Origin of the sequence: Solibacillus sp., from assembly GCF_040273735.1 — a bacterium.
In the GTDB taxonomy this organism is placed as follows: Bacteria; Bacillota; Bacilli; order Bacillales_A; family Planococcaceae; genus Solibacillus.
In genome coordinates, this window is the sequence record NZ_JBELZM010000014.1 from 15,365 (window position 1) to 37,251 (window position 21,887).

General features: G+C 39.7%; 20 protein-coding genes and 1 riboswitch. Of the genes, 7 read left to right on the forward strand and 13 right to left on the reverse strand.

Features of this window, described 5'->3' with window-relative positions:
* Window positions 1-22 precede the first annotated feature (22 nt).
* Window positions 23-1,864, forward strand: a complete 1,842-nt coding sequence (locus tag ABS917_RS13715) for a DNA ligase D (RefSeq protein ID WP_350479512.1) — start codon at window positions 23-25, stop codon at window positions 1,862-1,864.
* 63 nt (window positions 1,865-1,927) lie between these two features.
* Here the strand turns inward: ABS917_RS13715 and ABS917_RS13720 are convergent, their stop codons facing one another.
* The 5 genes from ABS917_RS13720 to ABS917_RS13740 all read right to left on the reverse strand — a co-directional run bounded on the left by ABS917_RS13720 (window position 1,928) and on the right by ABS917_RS13740 (window position 4,535).
* Window positions 1,928-2,083, reverse strand: coding sequence for a uroporphyrinogen-III decarboxylase (locus ABS917_RS13720; RefSeq protein ID WP_350479513.1), 156 nt, complete (start codon window positions 2,081-2,083; stop codon window positions 1,928-1,930).
* 116 nt (window positions 2,084-2,199) lie between these two features.
* Window positions 2,200-2,373 (reverse strand): hypothetical protein, encoded by a 174-nt coding sequence (locus ABS917_RS13725; protein WP_251688012.1) that lies wholly within the window; start codon window positions 2,371-2,373, stop codon window positions 2,200-2,202.
* Window positions 2,374-2,588: 215 nt separating this feature from the next.
* Window positions 2,589-3,482, reverse strand: coding sequence for an AraC family transcriptional regulator (locus ABS917_RS13730; RefSeq protein WP_350479514.1), 894 nt, complete (start codon window positions 3,480-3,482; stop codon window positions 2,589-2,591).
* Window positions 3,483-3,931: 449 nt separating this feature from the next.
* Window positions 3,932-4,087, reverse strand: a complete 156-nt coding sequence (locus ABS917_RS13735; protein ID WP_350479515.1) for an aspartyl-phosphate phosphatase Spo0E family protein — start codon at window positions 4,085-4,087, stop codon at window positions 3,932-3,934.
* A 172-nt stretch (window positions 4,088-4,259) separates the two neighbouring features.
* The gene (locus ABS917_RS13740) at window positions 4,260-4,535 is read right to left on the reverse strand and encodes a hydrolase (protein ID WP_350479516.1); all 276 of its coding nucleotides are present in this window, start codon (window positions 4,533-4,535) and stop codon (window positions 4,260-4,262) included.
* Between the two features lie 576 nt (window positions 4,536-5,111).
* Here ABS917_RS13740 and ABS917_RS13745 point away from each other — a divergent pair.
* The 4 genes from ABS917_RS13745 (at window position 5,112) to metA (ending at window position 11,442) form a co-directional block, all read left to right on the forward strand.
* Window positions 5,112-5,537, forward strand: coding sequence for an acyl-CoA thioesterase (locus ABS917_RS13745; protein ID WP_350479517.1), 426 nt, complete (start codon window positions 5,112-5,114; stop codon window positions 5,535-5,537).
* A 121-nt stretch (window positions 5,538-5,658) separates the two neighbouring features.
* The gene (locus ABS917_RS13750; RefSeq protein ID WP_350479518.1) at window positions 5,659-9,405 is read left to right on the forward strand and encodes an AAA domain-containing protein; all 3,747 of its coding nucleotides are present in this window, start codon (window positions 5,659-5,661) and stop codon (window positions 9,403-9,405) included.
* 15 nt (window positions 9,406-9,420) lie between these two features.
* A complete protein-coding gene (locus ABS917_RS13755) occupies window positions 9,421-10,173 on the forward strand; it encodes a nucleoside-diphosphate sugar epimerase (RefSeq protein ID WP_350479519.1) in 753 nt (250 codons plus the stop codon).
* Between the two features lie 63 nt (window positions 10,174-10,236).
* Window positions 10,237-10,344, forward strand: a riboswitch (SAM riboswitch).
* A 156-nt stretch (window positions 10,345-10,500) separates the two neighbouring features.
* A complete protein-coding gene (gene metA / locus ABS917_RS13760; RefSeq protein WP_350479520.1) occupies window positions 10,501-11,442 on the forward strand; it encodes a homoserine O-acetyltransferase MetA in 942 nt (313 codons plus the stop codon).
* Between the two features lie 49 nt (window positions 11,443-11,491).
* Here metA and ABS917_RS13765 read toward each other — a convergent pair whose 3' ends face one another.
* From ABS917_RS13765 to plsY, 4 genes are all read right to left on the reverse strand, one after another.
* Window positions 11,492-12,262 (reverse strand): ABC transporter ATP-binding protein, encoded by a 771-nt coding sequence (locus ABS917_RS13765; protein WP_350479521.1) that lies wholly within the window; start codon window positions 12,260-12,262, stop codon window positions 11,492-11,494.
* Between the two features lie 128 nt (window positions 12,263-12,390).
* Window positions 12,391-13,017: a YczE/YyaS/YitT family protein gene (locus ABS917_RS13770; protein WP_350479618.1), complete on the reverse strand. Its 627-nt coding sequence runs from the start codon at window positions 13,015-13,017 to the stop codon at window positions 12,391-12,393.
* Window positions 13,018-13,163: 146 nt separating this feature from the next.
* Complete coding sequence (locus ABS917_RS13775; RefSeq protein WP_350479522.1) at window positions 13,164-13,454, reverse strand: HesB/YadR/YfhF family protein; 291 nt, start codon at window positions 13,452-13,454, stop codon at window positions 13,164-13,166.
* A gap of 110 nt (window positions 13,455-13,564) precedes the next feature.
* A complete protein-coding gene (plsY, locus tag ABS917_RS13780; RefSeq protein ID WP_350479523.1) occupies window positions 13,565-14,167 on the reverse strand; it encodes a glycerol-3-phosphate 1-O-acyltransferase PlsY in 603 nt (200 codons plus the stop codon).
* A 304-nt stretch (window positions 14,168-14,471) separates the two neighbouring features.
* On the opposite strand from plsY, the gene parE reads away from it, so the two are divergent.
* Both parE and parC read left to right on the forward strand, forming a co-directional pair.
* Window positions 14,472-16,445 carry a DNA topoisomerase IV subunit B gene (gene parE, locus ABS917_RS13785; RefSeq protein WP_350479524.1) on the forward strand — a complete coding sequence of 658 codons (1,974 nt, stop codon included), beginning with the start codon at window positions 14,472-14,474 and terminating at the stop codon, window positions 16,443-16,445.
* Complete coding sequence (parC, locus tag ABS917_RS13790; RefSeq protein ID WP_350479525.1) at window positions 16,445-18,874, forward strand: DNA topoisomerase IV subunit A; 2,430 nt, start codon at window positions 16,445-16,447, stop codon at window positions 18,872-18,874. Before parE ends, parC begins: the two co-directional genes overlap by 1 nt.
* Before the next feature lie 222 nt (window positions 18,875-19,096).
* On the opposite strand, the gene ABS917_RS13795 is transcribed toward parC, so the two are convergent.
* The 4 genes from ABS917_RS13795 to ABS917_RS13810 form a co-directional block, all read right to left on the reverse strand.
* Window positions 19,097-19,237 carry a hypothetical protein gene (locus tag ABS917_RS13795; RefSeq protein ID WP_176142089.1) on the reverse strand — a complete coding sequence of 47 codons (141 nt, stop codon included), beginning with the start codon at window positions 19,235-19,237 and terminating at the stop codon, window positions 19,097-19,099.
* 113 nt (window positions 19,238-19,350) lie between these two features.
* Window positions 19,351-19,773, reverse strand: coding sequence for a hypothetical protein (locus ABS917_RS13800; protein WP_350479526.1), 423 nt, complete (start codon window positions 19,771-19,773; stop codon window positions 19,351-19,353).
* A gap of 126 nt (window positions 19,774-19,899) precedes the next feature.
* Complete coding sequence (locus ABS917_RS13805) at window positions 19,900-21,444, reverse strand: solute symporter family protein (RefSeq protein ID WP_350479527.1); 1,545 nt, start codon at window positions 21,442-21,444, stop codon at window positions 19,900-19,902.
* Window positions 21,441-21,767, reverse strand: coding sequence for a DUF485 domain-containing protein (locus ABS917_RS13810; RefSeq protein WP_350479528.1), 327 nt, complete (start codon window positions 21,765-21,767; stop codon window positions 21,441-21,443). Before ABS917_RS13810 ends, ABS917_RS13805 begins: the two co-directional genes overlap by 4 nt.
* Window positions 21,768-21,887: the final 120 nt, after the last annotated feature.

Sequence of the window (21,887 nt, forward strand, 5' to 3'; positions counted from 1 at the left end):
AAAAACGAAAGTTGGCCTTTATGTGAAACCAATGTTATTAACCGATGCACCGGAAATTCCGTTAGGTGATGATTGGTTATACGAAACTAAATATGACGGTTATCGTTCTGTTTTAATTTGGGAAAAAGGTATTCCATCACCAATACTGAAAAGTCGAAATGGCAATGTTTTAAATGAAAAATTTCCTGAAATTATTCGTTACTGTGAGAGTATTTATGACAAAATCAAAGCTTATTTACCGATTATCTTCGATGGGGAGGTCGTTTTCTTAATAAACAATTATCAGAGTAAATTTTCGTTTGTTCAAAAGCGGGGAAAAATGACAAACCTAAAAAATATTGAATCGAACGCAGATACATTCCCATGTCATTATATTGTGTTTGATTTACTGAAATTAAAAGGGAAAGATAAGGAAAATAGCCGGTTAACAACAAGAAAACAATTACTATATGACTTTTTTGAACGTCTCAATTTACCTGGAACGGTACAATATAGCGATTCAAGAAGACTCCAAATGATCGATGTATTTGAAGATCCGCATTTACTTAGGAAAAGAGTTAAGGCCCATAATGGGGAAGGGATCATTGCAAAAAAGCGCAACAGCAAATGGTTGGAAGATGCGAGAACGAAAAGCTGGCTGAAAATAAAAAACTGGAAGCACGTAAATGTCATTCTTACTAAATTTGATCAGTCAAACGGTTTCTTTAATGGTGCGATATATAAGGAAGACAGACTTTTGGAGATTGTGTCGTTTAAACATGGTTTATCTGAAAAAGAAAACAAAACATTAATAGCCTTTTTTAAAACAAATGGAACACTGGTGACGAAAAGTATAATTGAAATTCCTCCTTCAATTTGCGTATCCATCGCTTGTATTGATTTTGATGGCAGTAAATTGAGAGAACCGCGCTTTCATTCTTTCCAGCATCATCTGGAAGCTACAGATTGTAACTGGCAGCATATGCATAGACAATTAAACCCGATTCCGGAAAATGTAGCAGTTACAAGTCCGGATAAACCGGTTTTTCCTGCAAGCAATATTACGAAGGATGATTATTTGTATTATTTGCAGACGATTGCACCGATGATGCTGCCTTTTCTCCATGACCGGTTATTGACAGTCATCCGTTACCCGCATGGGGTACCAGGAGAAAGCTTTTACCAGAAAAACTATACCGAAAATTTGCCGGATTTTATTACGACGCACTTAGTAGACGATACCCATTTTATTTTATGTAACAATATTGAATCTCTTTTATGGTTGGGTAATCAGCTCGCTTTAGAATATCATATTCCGTTTCAGCCGGTCACATCCGAACAGCCGACAGAAATTGTATTTGATTTGGATCCACCATCCGTGGATGAGTTTGGATTGGCGGTAGATGCTGCACTAAAGTTCAAAACAATAATGGATTATTTTGAATTGACAAGCTTTGTCAAAACGTCAGGTGGGAAAGGTATGCAAATATATATCCCGTTGCCACTTCGCACATTCTCCTATGAAGAAACGGGTGTATTTACGGAGTTTATATGCCGATTCCTAGCACAGCAATATCCTGATTCCTTTACAATCGAGCGGATGAAGAAAAACAGAGGGAAAAGGCTGTATTTGGATTATGTCCAGCATAGGGAAGGGAAGACGATTGTTGCACCGTACTCAGCACGCGGCAATAATAAAGGATTGATCGCCACGCCGATATTATGGGAAGAAGTAACCGAAAAATTAACGCCCGATCTTTTCACAATACCCCATGTTATGAAACGTTTAAATGACATAGGAAATCCTTTTGGAGATTTCAGGGAAGTTGGAGAGCAACAGCCATTCCGAGCTGTTCTTGATCAAATAAAGGGGAAACAAGTTTAGTTGAAAATGCAGGCAGTCAACCTAGAAAAAGCCTTTCGCAAACTATGCGAAGGCTTTTACACGTTAAGAAGGATTGATCACTATTGGAGCGTCCTCATGATGGGCATGATGAGTCGGGGATAGCTCATAGGCAATCAAGGTGACATTTAATTTTTGTTCCAGTTGTTTAATCGCTTCGAGCTTATTCATATCCAGTTCCGCAAATTTCGTTTCTTCCACAAAATCACATCCTTTACAGTTTAGCTTTAGTATGAAAAGTTAATCTATATTTATCCATGCTGTATGTTATTGGTAAACCGGAGGAGACAAATAAAAAAGAGAGATAAAATTATCTCTCAAGAATTAATAGCATTATAGTTTAATGGATGAAGAATGTTAGTAAAAACGTCCTTTTTTACAATGAAATATGTTTTCTTATTATATGTAACGACTACTTGCCCCGGTTTCACAAATACTTTCGCTGTTTTTAAATTAGCATATGGCGCACCTAATAATTTTGAAATGTTCATGATCATTACCCCTTTTTAAGTTTCTATTTTCGTTATTCCCAAAATAATAATAGCTTGAAACTCTTTCGAATAGATTTTTGCTGTAAAAAGGTCTTAAGTAACAAATTCACTATATGAATATAGAATAAAAGACCTGAGCATCCACTCAAGTCCATAAAATGACCAGTTATTATAATATATGTTTCCTGGTTGCAAATTATTACTACTTCAAAACTTTAACTTTGCATCTTAACTACCGGAATATAAATATCACAAATTTTTCCTTCATCAAGCATACAACGGTCATCGTACAATTCAAAATCATTACAACCTGGTGCGTACTCGTAACCAGACTTAGGGAACCATTCATTAAAAATATAATTCCATGTCCCTTGAATAGCCCCTACAAAGTTTGATGCATCAGTAGGAGGTGTTGAAAAGACAGCATAAGTTGCGGGAGGTACTTCACTAACATGGTATTCACCAGCAATTTTAGCACCGTCTTTCGTTTCGACGCCGATTACATACTCAAATTCTCCAGTTGTCGGGTCTTCCGGGAAGCATACACCATATTCATCGTGCTTTTTAATAAAGTTCTCCGAATGAAGTCTTTCCATTCTTCCGCCACTCATATAGTCGTCCCAAAAAGCCGGGATTGCGGTAGAGTTCTCTCCGCCAGTTGAAGTCGTTTTAATGGCGTAACCCGCAAGTTTAATTGCAGGCAGTGTGACAAATTTAGGTTCCATAACAATTCCTCCAATAAAGTATTTGTACGTACAGGAAAGGCTTGGTGGAAACGGACGATCACAATGCGCATGCAAACGGTAAGTTCCTGGTGAACAGCCGTAATAACGCCGGAAAGCTTTACTGAATCCAGAGTGAGTCTCAAACCCATATTCCATTGAAATATCGAGAATCCGCTTGCCCGAAGAAAGTTCGTATGCGGCAAACGCAAGTCGGCGGTTCCGAACATAGTTCATCACCGAATATCCGGTACCCCATTGGAATACTCGGCTGAAATGCCAAGTTGAATAGCCCGCTTGTGCAGCCAGAATATCCGGACTAATATTGTCAGTAATATTCTCGTCAATAAACTCTAAAATCAGCTGTAAATTTTCTCTTGTGTCCATTTAAATTCCCCCAACCATAAAGCGATTCGTACAGTAAAATCAGTATACCAAAGCGCAGGAGGAAAACTGTTCCAAAATTGCTGTATTTTGAAACTAAATTAGAACATAAAGAAGCCTAATTATATTTGATTAAGGATTAGTTCAAATACTTCAATATTTACTTTATTTAAAAGAGAATTAAAGAAACTACACTCTGTTATGACACTGCGGAATGGAAAGAGTGTGAATGTGCGAAAATCCGAAAGATTAATCGCTTAATAGAAAGTCAGGGAAAGATGAAGCGTCATTAAATTCAATCTGCTATGACGAGCAGGACGTGATTAACATGTACAAGCACCATACAACCGATGGTGATTTTTATAACAAATTAGTGCCGAGTGTGCAGATGGTTAACGAGGAAAAGCTATATTACTTCCACACTTTGCTGAAAGAAGTACGTAATTAACTAATTATTTCTTTCCATATTCATTTAATAACTTATCAAGATTCTGACTTACTTGAATTGTATCAGGATGTGTTAGACCTTTTTTCATCCCAACGCTTATTAAATGAGATCTGAGTTTTTGTATTTTTTTCTTAATTTCCATTTTATCAGCAATAGACATTATATATTTCTCCTATTTAATTAATAAGACAAATATATAGAATATTCCATTTTAAGGAAAGATATAAAATATGGAAATGAAACACTAACCCTGGAGGTCAACATGCATCCCAAAAAATAGGGTAAAGTAGGAAAGGCCACTTTCTTAAAAGAAAGTGGCCCGGATTAATTACTTAGTCTGCTTCAATTCGTATTGCATCAATTTTTTGGCAGTCTACGATAAGTGTTGAACCGGGTTCTGTTTCTGGATCATTAAAGAATGCACAGCAATTGTTATGGTCAAATCTTTTAAATACGATATCTTCTAATATTTGACCTCCTGATAAGAAAACGTCAACTTCTGTACCTCTTCTTAAATCTCTTAATTGGTCACAGATACAACCATTACAACGGGTCTTATTATTCCAAGAACTGGATTCACGTCTGCATTTACTGCAATTACAACTCACTAGTAACACCCCTTTTCTTGTCTGGTTTTGTAAGGCTAGCATTACATTAATATAATATGATTTGAAAATGAAAAGAACTAGGTAATTAACTAGTGCTGATAACGTACTTTTGATAAAGAATTAGTAGGTAAAAGAACAATTATCGAAGAAAAAATATGTATGATCGTTTCAAAAAAAGAGGAGAAGATAGGCAAAAGAACATGAACAGATTTTTGGTGTAGCTAATAGATACAATTTTAAGTAGATGTGCAAAGTTTGAATGATAAGCAAAGATAAAACAATTAAAAAAATCTCCCACGAAACAAATTCAGAGGGAGGTTTTTTCTATACTATTACTTTATATTGTTTCTACCTGCTAAGCATGTTATTTGTTGAACCTCAGATGGACCCCAGTGGCACCCAAATTAATAAAGTTTAATAATGTATTTTTGGAGAGATAACTTTTTATTATATTTATAATATTATCGAATGCTTAAAATTTCCCGCAATGAACTTTACGTGTTTAAAAAGCCGGTTTATTAAAAACCCTTACAAATCAATGTTTTTAGCGCTATAATACCTCTAGAGGTGAAGGGAATGTATATTTCAGAAACAACAGTAGAAGTACGATATGCCGAGACAGATCAGATGGGTGTCGTTTATCATGCTAATTATTTGGTGTGGTGCGAAATCGGGCGTACGCAAATTTTGAAGGATTTAGGATTTAATTATGCGAAACTTGAAGAAGACGGGTATTTATCGCCTGTCATGGATTTCTCGATTCAATATAAAGCGGCGATGCGCTATGGTCAAACTGCTACAGTTCGCACGTGGATTGAAGAACATACGAAGCTGCGCACTACATACGGCTATGAAATTCTGCATGAAGACGGTACCGTTGCAGTGACGGCGAAGTCTCAACATATTTTAGTGAAAAAGGAAAATTTCCGTCCGGTCGCGTTGAAAAAGATTGACGCTGCATGGGATGCCAAATATGCTGAAGTTGCGAAAATTCAAAGTTAATCGACATGTCCTGTTAAATTGATAACAGGGCATTTTTTCTTTAACGAACTGACGAATATTGTTATAATCATATACGACCAAACGGAACTGTATATAAAAAATCTATGAGGGAGGTGTGTTCATGGCACCAAAAACAATCGCAAATATTCAAACCCGCTGTCATATTTTATTGACGAATACGGCACGTGAAGCGATGAAGGAGCATGTTCCAGATGAACACGCCTTTTTTAATTTACAGCAATATTTCATTGTCGCGATTGAGAAAGTTTCTCTCGATGCAGAGCAAACGCATTTGAGCATTTTTTTCGATAATGATAAAAACGTAAAGCTAAAAAACAAGTTTGAAGAGCGTGTCGTTATTATGGACTGTGTATTTGACAGGAAAAATGGTCTTGTAGCGAAAAGCTTTAGAACACGTGGCAAAGGGACACCAGTTGTCACAAATCGCCGCGCCACAATGAAAATCCACTTCGTTGCATCCCGTATTAGCGGCCATACATACCAGGAGCCGTTTCTAAAGGCCATTGAAGAACTGCCGATTGCACAGGAACGCTTTGATTATGTCAATAAGCGGATCAGCAGCTGGGAAGGCTATCTAAAAGTATTAAACAAGAACGCGGACATTGAAGATATTCATGCCCGTTTTTCAAGTGTCACGTTTGATGCCGATTTTTCTCATATGACAGTTCGCATTAACAATCTCGATAAAAAGCAGTGGAAACAGTTGGATGGGCTTAGTGCGCGTTTGCGCGGCTATATCCAGGAAATCGGGGATGTTGCTAAAATCCGCCGAAACGAAAATACCGTTGAAATTGCATTAAAACCATATTACAGCAATTTGGCACGGAGAAACGAGCTTCATTTCCAATCGGAGGACATCGAATTCTCCAATGCTGCGACGAAATCTCAGCTAAAACGCTTATTAAAAGGGTTTGAACGTTTAAAAGAAGGATTGGCAGCAAATGCGAATCTCGAAACGATTCTATTTGAAGATAAACCTGTAATCGCCGAGCGCAGAAAAACGATTCCTCTCGATTTTCATAACCGGCTGAACCCTTACCAGCAGCAGGCAGTCGAAGGGGCGATGAGTTCCGAAGATCTGTATGTCATTCAAGGTCCGCCGGGTACTGGTAAAACGACGGTAATATCGGAAATTTGCTATCAAAATGCGAAAGCGGGACTGAAAACCCTTGTCGCTTCACAATCGAACTTAGCGGTCGACAATGCATTAAGCCGGCTTTTATCGAACAAAGATATCCGGATTTTGCGCTACGGCCGTACAGAAAGCATTGAAGAAGAGGGGAAAAAGTTCATTGAGGAAAATGTTGCATCGTATTGGCAGGAGCAGACATTTGAAGCAATCGGCCATGAAATTTCGCTGCATGATAGAAAAGAACAGCTTTTAAATGATGAAATAGATGATGCCCAAAATGAAATTGCTGCGCACGAACAAAAACAAAAAGAACTCGAACTGCAAATTGAGCAAAAAGAAGCGGCAAAAGCAGAACTGCATGTTCTGGCCGAAAAGATCCTGGCATTAAAAAAAGAATTGACCGAATGCAAAAAAGAGCTTGAAGACAATGAACGCAAACTGGAAAAACTGCAGGCAACACAGAGCACAGTAGCTGAGACCGTTGCGAATTTTGAACAGCAGGTAAAAGACGGATTGACAGTCGGGCAGCTGACTGAACAAGCACAACAGTTAAAAGAAGCGAGAGAAAACTTCCAGAAGCAGCTTACGGAAAGTCACTATAAAGCTCAACTTGAACAATTCCAGCAACGTTTTGATGCTGTTAAAACGAAAATCGAGAAGGCCAACGAAACGTCCCAGTATGATTTGCTTGTAGATAAAATTGCGTCGTTAAAAAAAGTATACGAAATTGAAGCATTCATGAGTGAATATAATATTCGCCGGAACTATGCAATGGACCGTTTACTTACAGCGCTTGATCGAATTCAGCCGCAAATGGAGCAGTATAAGCCGATTAAAGATGTGAAGGAACGTCTGGAAAAGGCTTTGCACTACAGTGAAACGGCATTAGGTATCCATGTAACACCGGACAGGCTGGATATGGGCCATCATTATACGCTTGAAGAGATTCAGGAGTTCTTGACGAAGCTTAGTATCGCGTTTCGGGACCGTCGAGTTAATGCTCAAAACGGATCCCGCTCCATTCAGGGCATCCATTTGCGCATGCAATACATCGAGCAGCTGAACAATAAATATATGGACGCGATCCGGGAAACCGTGCTTATTTTCGAAAAGCTGAAAGAGGAAATCATTCTTCAGTTTAAAGAACAAAATGATGTGAAGGCACAGCATCTCCAGCAGCTGGAAGAAGAGGCAACTGCGGTAAAATCTCAAATGGATGCGATCAATGAAAAAAATGATCCATCGATTACACTGAACCATACAACGGAAGAGCTGGAAGAATTGCTCGCAACAAATGAACTCGATCAGATGAAAACCGAAACACAGCGCCAAAACCGTGAAAAAGTGGAGCTTCAACTGAACAAAAAGGCGGAGGAGCTTACAGTGTTAAATGAACAGATTGCCCTTGGTACTGAAACTGTTGAACAGTTAACAGTGCGCTTTAAAGGAATAAACAGCGAAGGCGTCCAGCTTGAAAAACGCCGGACAGAACTCGAACAGCTGACAAAACTAAACCCTGAGCAGGCGATCATTGAAGTAAACGAAAAGATCGGGCTTCTTACAGAAAAGATCGAGACGCTTGAAGTGAAAATCAGTTTGCTTCCTGTAACGGCAGAACTTCAAAACGAATGGCACGGTTTGCTGAAAAATGCCAATGCCCATGACTTGGACGAAATCCGCAAACTGTATGTGAAACATGCCAATGTGATCGGGACAACTTGTGTCGCATCAGCAAATAAAGAGTTTATGGAAAACTATCCGACATTTGATGTCGTTATTATTGATGAAGTTTCGAAAGCAACACCACCGGAATTGTTACTGCCGATGTTAAAGGGCGCAAAAATCATTTTAGTTGGGGACCATCACCAGTTGCCTCCGCTTGTAGGAGATGCGACATTCGAAGAGACATTGGAGCAAGTTGTGAAGGAAAGTACAACATTTGAACAAAAACGGGAGCTTGAAAAGTTATTGGAAGAATCATTGTTCGAGCGTCTATATAACAATTTGCCGTCGCAAAACAAAACAATGCTCGCAATTCAATATCGTATGCATAAAAATATTATGTCAACTATCACACCTTTTTACGAAAATGAATCCGAACAGCTGCAATGTGGATTAGAGGATTCGGATGCCGTACGCGATCATTTCCTTGAAACATCTAAAATTACACGAAACCACCATTTACTATGGCTTGATATACCAAACGCCAAGCCGTATTTTGAAGAGCGTATGAAGGAAGGCTCGAGTTTATTCAATTTAGCTGAACTGGAACAGATTAAAGAGCAGCTTCTTGAATTAAATGCTGCAACGGAACAAGCGAAAGCACAAGGGCTGATTCCACATGACGCATTAAAATCGGTGGGCGTTATTTCATTCTACGCGGAGCAGGTGAAGCGCATCAATCGTCTGATTGAACAGGAAATCAATGTACCTCATTTACACATCCGTACAGGGTCGGTCGATAAATTCCAAGGGATGGAGATGGATGTGATTATCGTCAGCATGGTGCGGAATCATGACAATGAACGCGGAGAAATAGGGTTTGCGAAAGATTACCGCCGTCTGAATGTTGCATTATCCCGCGCTCGGGAACTGCTTATTATGATCGGCAGTACCGAAATGTTTACAAAACGTCCAAAGAGCGCGAAAACACGGGATATGTATGCCCATGTATTAACGACAGCAAAAGAGCAGGACGGCTATTTTGCTGTGTAGAAACAGGGGGATTGAATGGATTTACAAAATACAGTTTTACAGCTGCAGAAAGAACTCGTCCAAAACCCGTCCATTGAAATCAAAAAGCAAATGCAATATGCCATTCCGATTCACACATTGGAAGTGAAATATCATCCGGTGATGCGCAATGCCATGGATATTTTAATGAAGATGATGCTCATTTCATTTGAGAAGGCGAAACTGAAAAATGTAGAGCTTTTAGCCGAAATTTTATTGGTGGAACCGTTATTTATCCATGATTTGACGAATAAAATGTTACGACTGGGTATGATTGTGAAGGAACAGGAATTTGCACTTACTGCTAAAGGGAAAGCACAGCTGGAATCGGGCATTTTTGAAGAAGAACTTGAAGAAACAAGTTATTTTATTCAATACAGCCCGATTCATGAACAGCCATTGGAGGGCGATCTGGAGGAATTTGCGGACTTGGAAGAGTTTCCGGAGCCTTTCCCGACAATCGAAACAGAAGAAATCGAAGCGATTGAAGAAACCGTGCTGATTGATTTCATTCAACAGCAACTTTCCGAACAACCCGTGGCGGAAGATGAAGTACCGCACTATATAACAAGTGTTGTTTCAACTGAATCGATCCAGATTAATGATATACCGGTCCTATGTTTTTTACTTTTTGATCAAAAGGAGAACAGGCATTTTGTACGGGTATACAATACATTGACACGTGTTTGGGATGAACAGCTGGAGAAAATTTTATTCAATATAGAAAAAGAACAGCTGCAGGAAGAGTGAAATAATATTTTTGGAATTATTGCAAAATTATAAAGTACATGATACACTAATGACAATTTAATAGTCTTATCAAGAGAAGCGGAGGGACTTGGCCCGATGATGCTTCAGCAACCTCTAGTACAACTAGAAAGGTGCTACTTCCAGCAAGGTGTTAACCTTGGCAGATAAGAACGGGTAAAAAAGCCCCTCTCAATTCTGTTTTGCTGGAATGAGAGGGGCTTTTTATATTGTTCCGGAACGGTTCGTTTCGCTCTTAAAACAATGCATTGCCTGAATACCACAGATTATTAAAAGATAGTTGAAAAAGCTTATGAGGGGGAAAGTGGAATGCCGATTAATATTCCGAAACATTTACCGGCGGGTGAACTGCTTAGAAAAGAGAAGATTTTCGTCATGGAGGAAGACCGTGCGAAAACACAGCAGATTCGACCGTTAAATATTTTAGTGTTTAATTTAATGCCTGAAAAAGAGAAAACCGAACTGCAATTACTGCGCTTACTCGGTAACACACCATTACAGGTAGATGTGACATTTTTAAACACGGCTACATACGAATCAAAAAATGTTTCCAAATCGCATTTAGATACGTTTTACCGGACGTTTGACCAAGTGAAGCACCGCCGTTTTGATGGACTCATTATTACGGGAGCGCCAGTAGAGAAAATGGATTTTGAAGATGTAGGCTACTGGAATGAAATTACGCATGTAATGGATTGGGCAAATGAACATGTGACTTCAATCATGTATATATGTTGGGGCGCTCAAGCTGCCCTGTATCACCATTTTGGCATCGGAAAATTCGAATTGCCGAAAAAGTGCTCCGGTGTTTATTCACATGTGATCACGGATTTAACAGTAGATTTAGTAAGGGGCTTCAGTGATGAGTATGTGGCACCTCATTCACGCCATACATCGGTTTCGATTGATGAAGTGAGGGCACACCCTGACTTGCGTTTACTAAGCTATTCGGATGATGCGGGCGTGTTTATCGTTCAATCGAAAAACAATAAGCATATAATGATTACAGGACATTTGGAGTATGATGCAACGACATTATCGGATGAGTACTTCCGCGATGTTGAGAAGGATCCGGACAATACGGAAATTCCGATTAACTATTTCCCGAACAACGACCCGCTGCAGGCACCGAAAAATGTTTGGCGTGCCCATTCTCATCTGTTGTTCTACAACTGGCTGAACTACTACGTTTACCAAGAAACACCGTATGAATGGCATTACGTCGATGAAAATATTGAATATCATATTTAATGTTTATAAATGAAACGAACCAGCAAGAGATGGACTCCTGCTGGTTCGTTTATTTAATTGCGACCCAGGCACGTTCGCGTTCGATCTGCAAACTGATTTCCCGCCCGAAGAAATCGCTTAATAATTCGTTAGTTAAAACAACTTCGCGTGTATTGGCTTCGACATTTTTTCCGTCTTTCATTAAAAGTACATGGCTAAAACAAGGAAGTATTTCTTCTACATGATGCGTAACATAAATAAGGGTAGGGCCGTTTTCTGCTTCTGCAATCTGTTCAATCGTTTGCAGCAAGTTTTCCCGTTCGATCAAGTCCAGACCGCCACACGGCTCATCCAATATCAAAATTTCCGAATCCGCCATAATGGCCCTTGCTATTTGAACACGCTGCCGTTCACCTTGTGACAAATGCTCGAATGATTTATTCGCTAAATGGTCGCAGTGAAAATGCTTCATAATCGAAACAGCATGTTCTATTTCTTCTTCCGTCACATCATTGAACAGGCGAAGGGCACCGAATTTTCCACTGAGCACGATTTCAATCGCATTATCCTGCCAGTTGAAATTATCGATCATCGCATTGCTGACCCAGCCGATCCGAGTCCGCAGTTTTGGTATATATGTCTTCCCATATGTTTCACCCAGTACTTGGACGTTTCCTTCATTTGGCCAAATATAGCCGTTAATTACTTTCAGCAAAGTCGTTTTACCGGAGCCGTTCAGCCCTAAAATGGCCCAATGCTGTCCCTTTTGTACATGCCAGCTTAAATCGTTTAAAATCTTTTTGTCATTGCGATATAAATGGATATTTTCAATATGTATCATTTAAAAACACCTCCACATACTACTATGCACTTTTTTCCAATCTTACGAAAGTATTTTTTGAAAATTGTAACAATTTAATTAGGCGTAAAAAAAGAAAGCAAACGCATGATGCTTGCTCTCCTCATTATTTATATAACAACACTTTCGACACCTGCTGCGCGGTGGAACAGCTTTCCGTTCCATTTGAGCGCCCATTGTACGACAGGCCCTAAGCCGAACGCCATAAATACAGTACCGACTCCGACTGGTCCACCCAATACAAAACCTAAAACAGCAACTGTTACTTCCATTGTCGTACGTGCGCGGTTGACACTCCAGCCAAGACGATGCACGAACAGCAGCATCAACGTATCACGGGGCCCTACACCGAGGTTTGCGACCATATACATCCCGCAGCCGAAGCCGAGCAGGACAACGCCAACAACAAACGCCAATGTTTGTTCTAACAGTGTATTCGCATCCGGTAATACTAACAAAAATATATCAATGAAAATCCCTGTCAGGAACATGTCCAAATAAGTTCCGACTTTCGGCAATCTTTTCGTGAAAAACGTATCAACAGCCAGAATGAGCAAGCCTAAAATAATAGACCACATACCGACCGTTAAGCCCAAGTTTTTTTGTAGTCCGATATGAAGAACATCCCATGACCCAACGCCAAGTATTTGTCCTTTAATCGTCAATGCGACGCCTAATGATAAAACAATGATGCCTGCAATAAAAAATACGCAGCGCCAATAAAATTCCTGTTTCACTTTCACATGTAATCCCTCATCAATCCTTGATATAATCCTTACTCATTATAACGATTGAATCGGCAAAAATGGATTTACAATAAATTCGAAACATTTGAACTTTTTGAGCGGCAAATTGTTCGTATAAGGAAGCGGAGATACGGCTTTTATTTTTCATACGAATAAGTTAATTCATCGGACGAATCGGCGACATCTACAACTAAATGATGTCCATTAAAAAACCATTCATCGGTTTTTTCGATGTAGAAATGAATATTATCCACAACCGTTTCGGTGCCTATTTCATGCGGCTGCTCCCGTGTCATGCCTAACGAAAACCCTTCATGAAAAGGTGAAGAACCTCCATACCGTGCATAAAAGCGAATAAAATCGCCTTTTTCTACTTCCATCTCTTGTTTAAACCAATTAAGTGCTTTTTCTGATAGTTTGATTTCCATATATTTCACCTCTACTGCCATTATGCAGTAAATAAAAAAAACTTACAAAGCTCGCGTTCTGAATTTCAGGCACAAAAAAAGACTGAAGGGAAACCCTTTCAGTCAATAGTTTAAAATCCTTTAATTTTCGGTTCAGTACCGGCTTTAATCCGCTTAATATTTTCACGGTGACGGTAAAAAATGAAGCCTGCCAGAACGACAACTAATATGAATAATGCATATTCACCTGTTATCATCCAATGACCAATTACATAAATAACCGCTGCAGCGGACACAATCATAGATGACAAGCTGACCATTTTAGTTAACTTTAAGGCGATGACAAAAACAATGATTAAAATTAAAAATAACGGTAAATTATAGCCTAATATAACACCGCCGCTTGTAGCAACCGCTTTTCCTCCACGGAAACTAGCGAAAATCGGGAACATATGGCCCGCAGCCGCAATTACACCCAAGATTAAGGGATGGACAGTGCTGTCTGCGAAAAACGGCAATAATGGTAGCAATACCGCAGCCGTTCCTTTTAATATATCAATAAGCAATACGGCGATGCCCGGTTTTTTGCCTAATACTCTAAATGTATTGGTCGTTCCTAAATTGCCGCTGCCTTGTTGTCGAATATCCGTTTTGTGAAAAATTTTGCCAATCCATAATGCTGATGGAATGGAACCGATTAAATAAGCACAAATAATAATTAACGCGTTGATCAAGTGTTGTGCTCCTTTCGAATTCAGAATTACTACTTGGTACTAATAGTATGTATTGAATATTTTACAATGTTTTTTAATAGAAGGAAAGAGGTATTATTTTTTCGTCCATCGCAAAAAAACAGGGAAAAAGTTACATTTTATTGTTTGCTGCTGAAGGATATGCTTTTAAACGTTCGTTTTTGATGATACAATTAATCTTTGCAAAGCCTAAAACAGTACCTTTAAACATTGACAGCATGCATATTTGAGCGTACGATTAGGTAGTAAATAGAACGTTTGTTTGTATTTTTGGAGGGGATTACATTTGGTAAAAAACCAAACCGGTATTTCGTATAATGAAGATGCCATTCAAGTATTAGAAGGTTTAGAAGCCGTACGCAAAAGACCAGGGATGTATATTGGTTCTACAGATAGTCGAGGTCTTCACCACTTAGTGTATGAAATTGTTGACAATGCAGTGGATGAAGCGCTTGCTGGATTTGGACATCATATCATCGTGAAGATTCATGAAGATAACAGTATTAGCGTGCGTGACCATGGACGTGGTATGCCAACAGGTATGCATAAAATGGGCAAACCAACCCCTGAAATTATTTTCACCGTCCTTCATGCAGGCGGAAAGTTTGGACAAGGCGGCTATAAAACGAGTGGTGGTTTACATGGTGTTGGTTCATCAGTTGTAAACGCCTTATCAACATTTTTGGAAGTAACAATTTATCGTGATGGCCAAATTTACCGCCAACGCTTTGAACAAGGCGGGAAACCGGCTACATCACTTGATATGATCGGAAAAACGAAGGAAACAGGAACACTCGTACATTTCCTGCCAGATCCATCGATTTTTTCTGTCGTTAAATATAATTATGATACATTGGCAGAACGATTACGTGAATCTGCGTTTTTACTGAAAGGATTAAAAATTGAACTAATCGATGCCCGGGGTGAAGGACAGCATGAAATTTTCTATTATGAAAGCGGTATTGAAGCATTCGTTACATACTTAAACGAAGAAAAAGATGTATTACATCCGGTTAAATATGTAGAAGGCATTATTCAGGAAATTGAAGTGGAGTTCGCGCTGCAATTTAATGACGGCTATTCCGAAACGATTTTGTCGTTCGTTAACAATGTCCGTACACGTGATGGCGGTACACATGAAACAGGTGCCAAAACAGCTCTGACACGTGTATTTAATGAATACGCCCGCAAAATCGGGTTGCTGAAAGAAAAAGATAAAAACCTGGAAGGCACCGATATTCGTGAAGGCCTGACAGCAATTGTTTCCGTACGTATTCCTGAAAATCTGCTGCAGTTTGAAGGACAGACAAAAGGGAAGCTTGGTACATCTGAAGCACGCTCTGCCGTTGATACCGTTGTTTCGGAGAAATTAATGTATGTACTTGAAGAAAACGCCGAGCTGTCGGCTTCTTTAGTACGTAAAGCAATTCGCGCCCAACAAGTGCGTGAAGCTGCACGTAAAGCACGTGATGATGCCCGTAACGGAAAAAAGAAGAAATCGAGTACGCTTCTGTCTGGTAAGCTGACACCTGCACAATCAAAAAATGCTTCCAGAAATGAATTATACCTAGTAGAGGGTGATTCGGCGGGCGGTTCGGCGAAGCAAGGTCGTGACCGTACATTCCAGGCGATTTTGCCATTGCGCGGTAAAGTAATCAATACCGAAAAGGCAAAGCTGCAGGATATTATGAAAAATGAAGAAATCGCAACGATTATTCATACGATCGGTGCCGGTGTCGGAGCTGATTTCTCGGTGGAAGATGCCGCTTACGATAAAGTTGTCATCATGACCGATGCCGATACAGACGGTGCCCATATTCAAGTGTTATTGCTGACATTCTTCTACCGTTATATGCGTCCGCTCATTGAAGCAGGGAAAGTGTATATCGCGTTACCGCCTCTTTATAAAGTATCGAAAGGGTCAGGCAAAAAGCAGGAGCTTATGTATGCCTGGACAGAACAGGAGCTGAGTGCCGCAACGAAAAAAATCGGCAAGGGCTATATTATTCAGCGCTATAAAGGTTTAGGTGAGATGAATGCCGACCAGCTTTGGGATACAACGATGAATCCGGAAACACGTACATTAATCCGTGTGAAAATTGAAGATGGTGCACGTGCAGAACGTCGTATTACAACACTGATGGGCGATAAAGTTGAGCCCCGCCGTAAATGGATCGAATCAAATGTCAACTTCGGCATGGAAGAGGATGCAAGCATTTTAGAAAATGAATTCATCCAGCATGAGGAGGTTAACGAATAATGAGTTTTGTAGAAAAATTTCAAGATCTGCCATTAGAAGAAGTTATGGGTGACCGTTTTGGTCGCTATTCCAAATATATTATTCAAGACCGTGCATTACCGGATACGCGTGACGGGTTAAAACCTGTACAGCGTCGTATATTATATGCGATGTTCCATGAAGGTAATACTTTTGACAAACCGTTTCGTAAATCGGCAAAAACGGTCGGAAACGTAATTGGTAACTATCATCCGCACGGAGATACTTCGGTGTATGATGCGATGGTCCGTATGAGCCAGGACTGGAAAAGCCGTCATATGCTGGTCGAAATGCATGGTAACAACGGTTCTGTCGATGGTGACCCGCCAGCCGCAATGCGTTACACAGAAGCGCGTCTTTCGGCAATTGCTGCAGAACTATTACGTGATATTAATAAAAATACAGTCGAATTCGTACCAAATTTTGATGATCAGGATATGGAGCCGACAGTATTGCCATCTCGTTTCCCGAATCTGTTAGTCAATGGCGCAACAGGGATTTCGGCTGGTTATGCTACGGATATTCCGCCACATAATCTGCAGGAAGCACTTGATGCGGTTTTAATGCGTCTGGACAACAAAAACTGTACAGTCGATGAATTGATGACTGTCATTAAAGGTCCCGATTTTCCTACGGGCGGAATTATTCAAGGTGTTGATGGCATTAAAAAAGCGTACGAAACAGGAAAAGGGAAAATTATTGTCCGCTCACGAACAGAGATTGAACAGTTAAAAGGCAACAAAGAGCAGATTATCATTACCGAGATTCCATTTGAAGTAAATAAGGCCAACATGATCCGTAAAATGGACGAGTTGCGCGTAAATGACCGCCGTTTAGACGGTATATCAGAGATTCGCGATGAATCGGACCGTAACGGTTTACGAATTGTTGTAGAGCTGAAAAAAGATGTGCCTGCACAGGGGATTTTAAATTTCCTATTAAAATCTACGGATTTGCAAGTTTCATATAACTTCAATATGATTGCGATTCATAACCGACGTCCGATGATGATGACATTGCCGCTCATGCTGGATGCGTACATTGATCACCAGAAGGAAATTGTGCGACGCAGATCCCAATATGACTTAACACGTGCAGAAGATCGCTTACATATCGTTGAAGGTCTTATGAAGGCATTATCCATTTTGGATGAAGTGATTGAAACAATCCGTGCTTCGAAAGATAAACGCGATGCGAAAAATAACATTATCGAGAAATTCGGCTTTTCGGAAGAACAGGCAGAAGCTATTGTCAGCCTTCAATTATACCGTTTAACGAATACCGATATTACACAACTGCAAAAAGAACAAGATGAATTACATGAACTTGTTGTGAAACTGAAAGCCATTTTAGAGGACGAAAAGAAATTGATTCGGGTCATTAAGTCTGAATTGAACGACATTAAAAAACGCTTTACAGTTCCTCGTCTTTCTACAATCGAAGCAGAAATCGAAGAAATTAAAGTAACACGCGATGTATTGGTGCCAAGTGAAGAAGTTGTCGTAACCGTGACAAAAGACGGCTATGTAAAGCGGACAAGCCTACGTTCACACAGTGCATCAAACGGCAAGGATTTTGCGATGAAGGATTCCGATTACTTGCTGTATGAAGCCAACTTGAACACGCAGCATCACTTACTTCTGTTTACGAGCAAAGGGCACTACATTTACCAGCCGGTACATGAATTGCCGGATATCCGCTGGAAAGATCTTGGACAACATATTTCAAGTATTGTGCCGATTGACTCAAACGAAGAAATTATCGAAGTCATCGGTATTAAAACGTTCGAGCAACCGGATACGTATGTATTTACCGCTACAAAAGAAGGGCAAATTAAGCGTTCGGCACTAGCCGATTATATCGTCACTCGTTATTCGAAACCGATTAAGACGATGAATTTAAAAGGTGAAGACGAGATGATTTTTGCACGTCTTGTTACGGATAAGGAAGAAGTATTGCTTTCTACAAACACGAGCTACACAATTCGTTTCCCTATGGAAGATCTTCCGGTAACAGGGGTAAAAACAGCAGGAGTCAAAGGGATTATTGTAAAAGAGGGCGAATATCTTGCGGCGGTTGCCTTATTAAATCCGGATCAGGAACAAGAACTCGTTATCGCAACCCAGCGCGGTGCTGTTAAACGAATGTTGTTATCAGAACTTGAACTTGGCAACCGTGCAAAACGCGGTGTCGTTATTTTAAAAGAGTTAAAATCGAACCCGCACCGTATTTTCACAATTTTAGTAGTTAACTTCAGAAATACGTTTACAATCGAGACCGAAAAAGGCATACAGGAAAAGATTTCAGTGACATCCTTAACGAGAGCGGACCGTTATTCAAACGGTTCACTGCGGATTGATACAGAAGCTGATGGGACAATCTGCCGCGCCTATGTTGAAAAGACAGAGTAGGGATTCATGTATATTAGACGGAATCCAAACATATGATAAAAGTAATTCATTGACATGAAAGGCATACTTTCATACAATGAAGTTAGTAAGATTCATGCGTGATGGATCTACAGTAGTACAGAGCGGTTGGGTGGCCCCCAATCGCTTTTTTATTTACCCTTTTTATGATGAAAATTAAAAACACCACCTAGATGGCTAGTCTAAGTGGTGAAAATAAATTTTTTACAGCATCATCCGGAAAAAACGATAAATGGTATCGACAATACGAAAAATGTCTGTCGCATAACGAAAAATGGCGAGTTTTTCCTTACGCTTTTTTTCCGAAACAGCCTTAGCCTTTTCTTTGCGTGATGGATAAGACACAGTAGTACACCTCCTTTACAAAAGGAGTCAGCTGGATGCTGCTTTTCTATTGTACCATGAAATATTAAGGAGAATATTCCTGTTTTTAATAGAGAAAAAGCATAGTAAAAGCGTCAATTTCCGGCAAGAAATTCTCCGGATTTTGACGCTTTTTTATTCGTGAGCATTTTTACAAAGGGCCATTTTTGTTCAGGCGGTAAAAGGATATTATTTTGTTTGACGGCACCGATCTTAAATCCCGTATAATCTTCCTCGATGACAAACTGGTAAATATCCTGCTGTTCATCGTTCGTTCCTGTCAACTGGACGACATGCTGACCATTTCGGGCGGTAAAGTACTCCCAATACGACAATTCATAATGGCCATCAAATATTTCAGCAATAAGCACATCTTCGTTAAAAGGCCACTGCTGCGCTTTTATATAATCGATATAAGGGGAGTTCGTTTCAATTTCTTTCCCGTTCAGTACAAAGCCGACAATACAGCCCATGATTACGACACAAATGAGCACACGTAAATGTTGTCCAAGCGTCATCGCTTCACTCCTCAGGATAGAATAGGGGAGATTTACAAAAATAGTGGAGTTATAAAAAATCAGCCTCTAACACTGTTAGAAGCTGATTCGTCTTTCCTCAACTCGTCAAAGTAAGGAAGGTTATTATTAGTGAGAAGCGTCTTGTACAGAAATACCAGTTTGCGCTTTTACTTCAACTTCACGGTATTTCAGATCATTTCTTTCTTTAGAAATTAATGTACCGATAAATCCGCCTAAGAAACCAAGAGGTACAGAAATTAATGCAGGGTTCGTTAACATAATTAACGGTTCACCAACAAAGATTGCTTTACCTTCAACCGGATTCCATACGTTTGGAGATACGGCAACTAAAATCAATGCAGAGATTAAACCTGTTAACATCGCTGTAACAGCACCTGATGTGTTGAAGCGTTTCCAGTAAATTGTGTAGATGATTACCGGTAGGTTCGCTGATGCCGCGATACAGAATGCTAACGATACTAAGAATGCTACGTTTAATGTTTGAGCACCTAAAGCTAATAGAATCGAAACAACAGAGATGATGATTGAACCGATACGAGCTGCTTTAACCGCTTCTTGTTCAGTAACTTTACCTTTTTTAATAATCTGTCCGTAAATATCATGAGATAGGGCAGATGCACCAGAAAGTACTAAACCTGCTACTACCGCCAAGATTGTCGCGAATGCTACCGCACACACGAATGAGAACAGAATGTCGCCACCAAGTGCTTGTGCTAATAGTGGGGCAGCCATGTTACCAGCCGGGTTCGCTGCTACGATTGCGTCTTTACCAACGAATGCTGCTGCACCGAAACCTAAGAAAATCGTTAATACATAGAATAAACCAACAATCCAAGTAGCCCAGATTACTGAAGAACGAGCTGTTTGTGCGTCTTTTACTGTGAAGAAACGCATTAGGATATGTGGAAGACCCGCTGTACCAAGTACTAACGCCAGCAGCATTGAGATTGTATCAATACCATTTGTATAGCGTAAACCTGGATTTAAGTAAGCTGCACCATGTTCAGTTTCAGTTGTCATTTGCGTAAACATTTGTGCAATCGAGAAGTCGAATTTTGCTAATACTAAGAATGAGATTATAACAGTACCTAACATTAATAGACATGCTTTGATGATCTGTACCCAAGATGTTGCTGTCATACCACCGAATAATACGTAAACTGTCATCATGACACCAACTAAAAGTACCGCCATCCAGTATTCAATACCTAACAGTAATTGAATAAGGGCACCTGCACCTACAAGCTGGGCAATCATGTAGAACAATACAATAGTAATTGTAGATAAAGCTGCTGTACCACGAACTTTTGCTTTATCGAAACGAGCAGTAATCATGTCGGCTAATGTGAATCGGCCAAGGTTACGTAATGGCTCTGCTACGATATATAAAACTACTAAATAGGCTACTAGGTAACCGATCGAGAAGAAGAAGCCATCGAATCCGAATAATGCAATCGAACCCGCGATACCTAAGAATGATGCTGCTGATAAGTAGTCACCGGCAATTGCCAGACCATTTTGCCATCCCGTTAATCCGCCGCCAGCTGTGTAGAAATCCGACGCACTGGATGTACGTTTAGATGCCCACCAAGTAATGACTAAAGTTAAACCTACGATTGCTACGAAGAAGAATATCGCTGTAAAACTCATTTGCTTCTACCTCCTTCATATTCCGCAATAATCGCTTTCGCTTCTGCGTCATATTTATTAGCACGGGCTACATAGAAGTGAGCTAATCCCCAAGTCATAATGAACAAACCTGCTGAATAAATCCATACCCACGTGATATCACCAATCGCTTTTTGATGTAAGATTTCTGTAAACGAAGTTAAGATTGGTAATAACATATAAAGTACTAAAAAGATTGCGGTAATCGACCATAAAAATGAATTCTTTTTTCTCGCCAGTTGCCTGAAAGATTGCTGTGATGCAATTCTCTCATAATCAATAATTGGCTTTTGATTATTCCCCATAAACATTCCCCCATTTGTGATAATTATTACTGCTTAATGTACGTAAAATTCTGCTTTTAGGATTTTACATTTTCATTCTATTTTAGCTGTAACAAAATTGCAACACTTTTTAAATAAATT

Coding starts and splice junctions, on each gene's coding strand:
- ABS917_RS13755 (WP_350479519.1), top strand. CDS start 9,421: ATGGATTTACAAAATACAGTTTTACAGCTGCAGAAAGAACTCGTCCAA.
- ABS917_RS13805 (WP_350479527.1), bottom strand. CDS start 21,444: ATGAGTTTTACAGCGATATTCTTCTTCGTAGCAATCGTAGGTTTAACT.
- parC (WP_350479525.1), top strand. CDS start 16,445: ATGAGTTTTGTAGAAAAATTTCAAGATCTGCCATTAGAAGAAGTTATG.
- ABS917_RS13730 (WP_350479514.1), bottom strand. CDS start 3,482: ATGGACACAAGAGAAAATTTACAGCTGATTTTAGAGTTTATTGACGAG.
- ABS917_RS13810 (WP_350479528.1), bottom strand. CDS start 21,767: ATGGGGAATAATCAAAAGCCAATTATTGATTATGAGAGAATTGCATCA.
- metA (WP_350479520.1), top strand. CDS start 10,501: ATGCCGATTAATATTCCGAAACATTTACCGGCGGGTGAACTGCTTAGA.
- ABS917_RS13775 (WP_350479522.1), bottom strand. CDS start 13,454: ATGGAAATCAAACTATCAGAAAAAGCACTTAATTGGTTTAAACAAGAG.
- ABS917_RS13800 (WP_350479526.1), bottom strand. CDS start 19,773: ATGACGCTTGGACAACATTTACGTGTGCTCATTTGTGTCGTAATCATG.
- ABS917_RS13735 (WP_350479515.1), bottom strand. CDS start 4,087: ATGTCTATTGCTGATAAAATGGAAATTAAGAAAAAAATACAAAAACTC.
- ABS917_RS13765 (WP_350479521.1), bottom strand. CDS start 12,262: ATGATACATATTGAAAATATCCATTTATATCGCAATGACAAAAAGATT.
- ABS917_RS13745 (WP_350479517.1), top strand. CDS start 5,112: ATGTATATTTCAGAAACAACAGTAGAAGTACGATATGCCGAGACAGAT.
- ABS917_RS13725 (WP_251688012.1), bottom strand. CDS start 2,373: ATGAACATTTCAAAATTATTAGGTGCGCCATATGCTAATTTAAAAACA.
- ABS917_RS13750 (WP_350479518.1), top strand. CDS start 5,659: ATGGCACCAAAAACAATCGCAAATATTCAAACCCGCTGTCATATTTTA.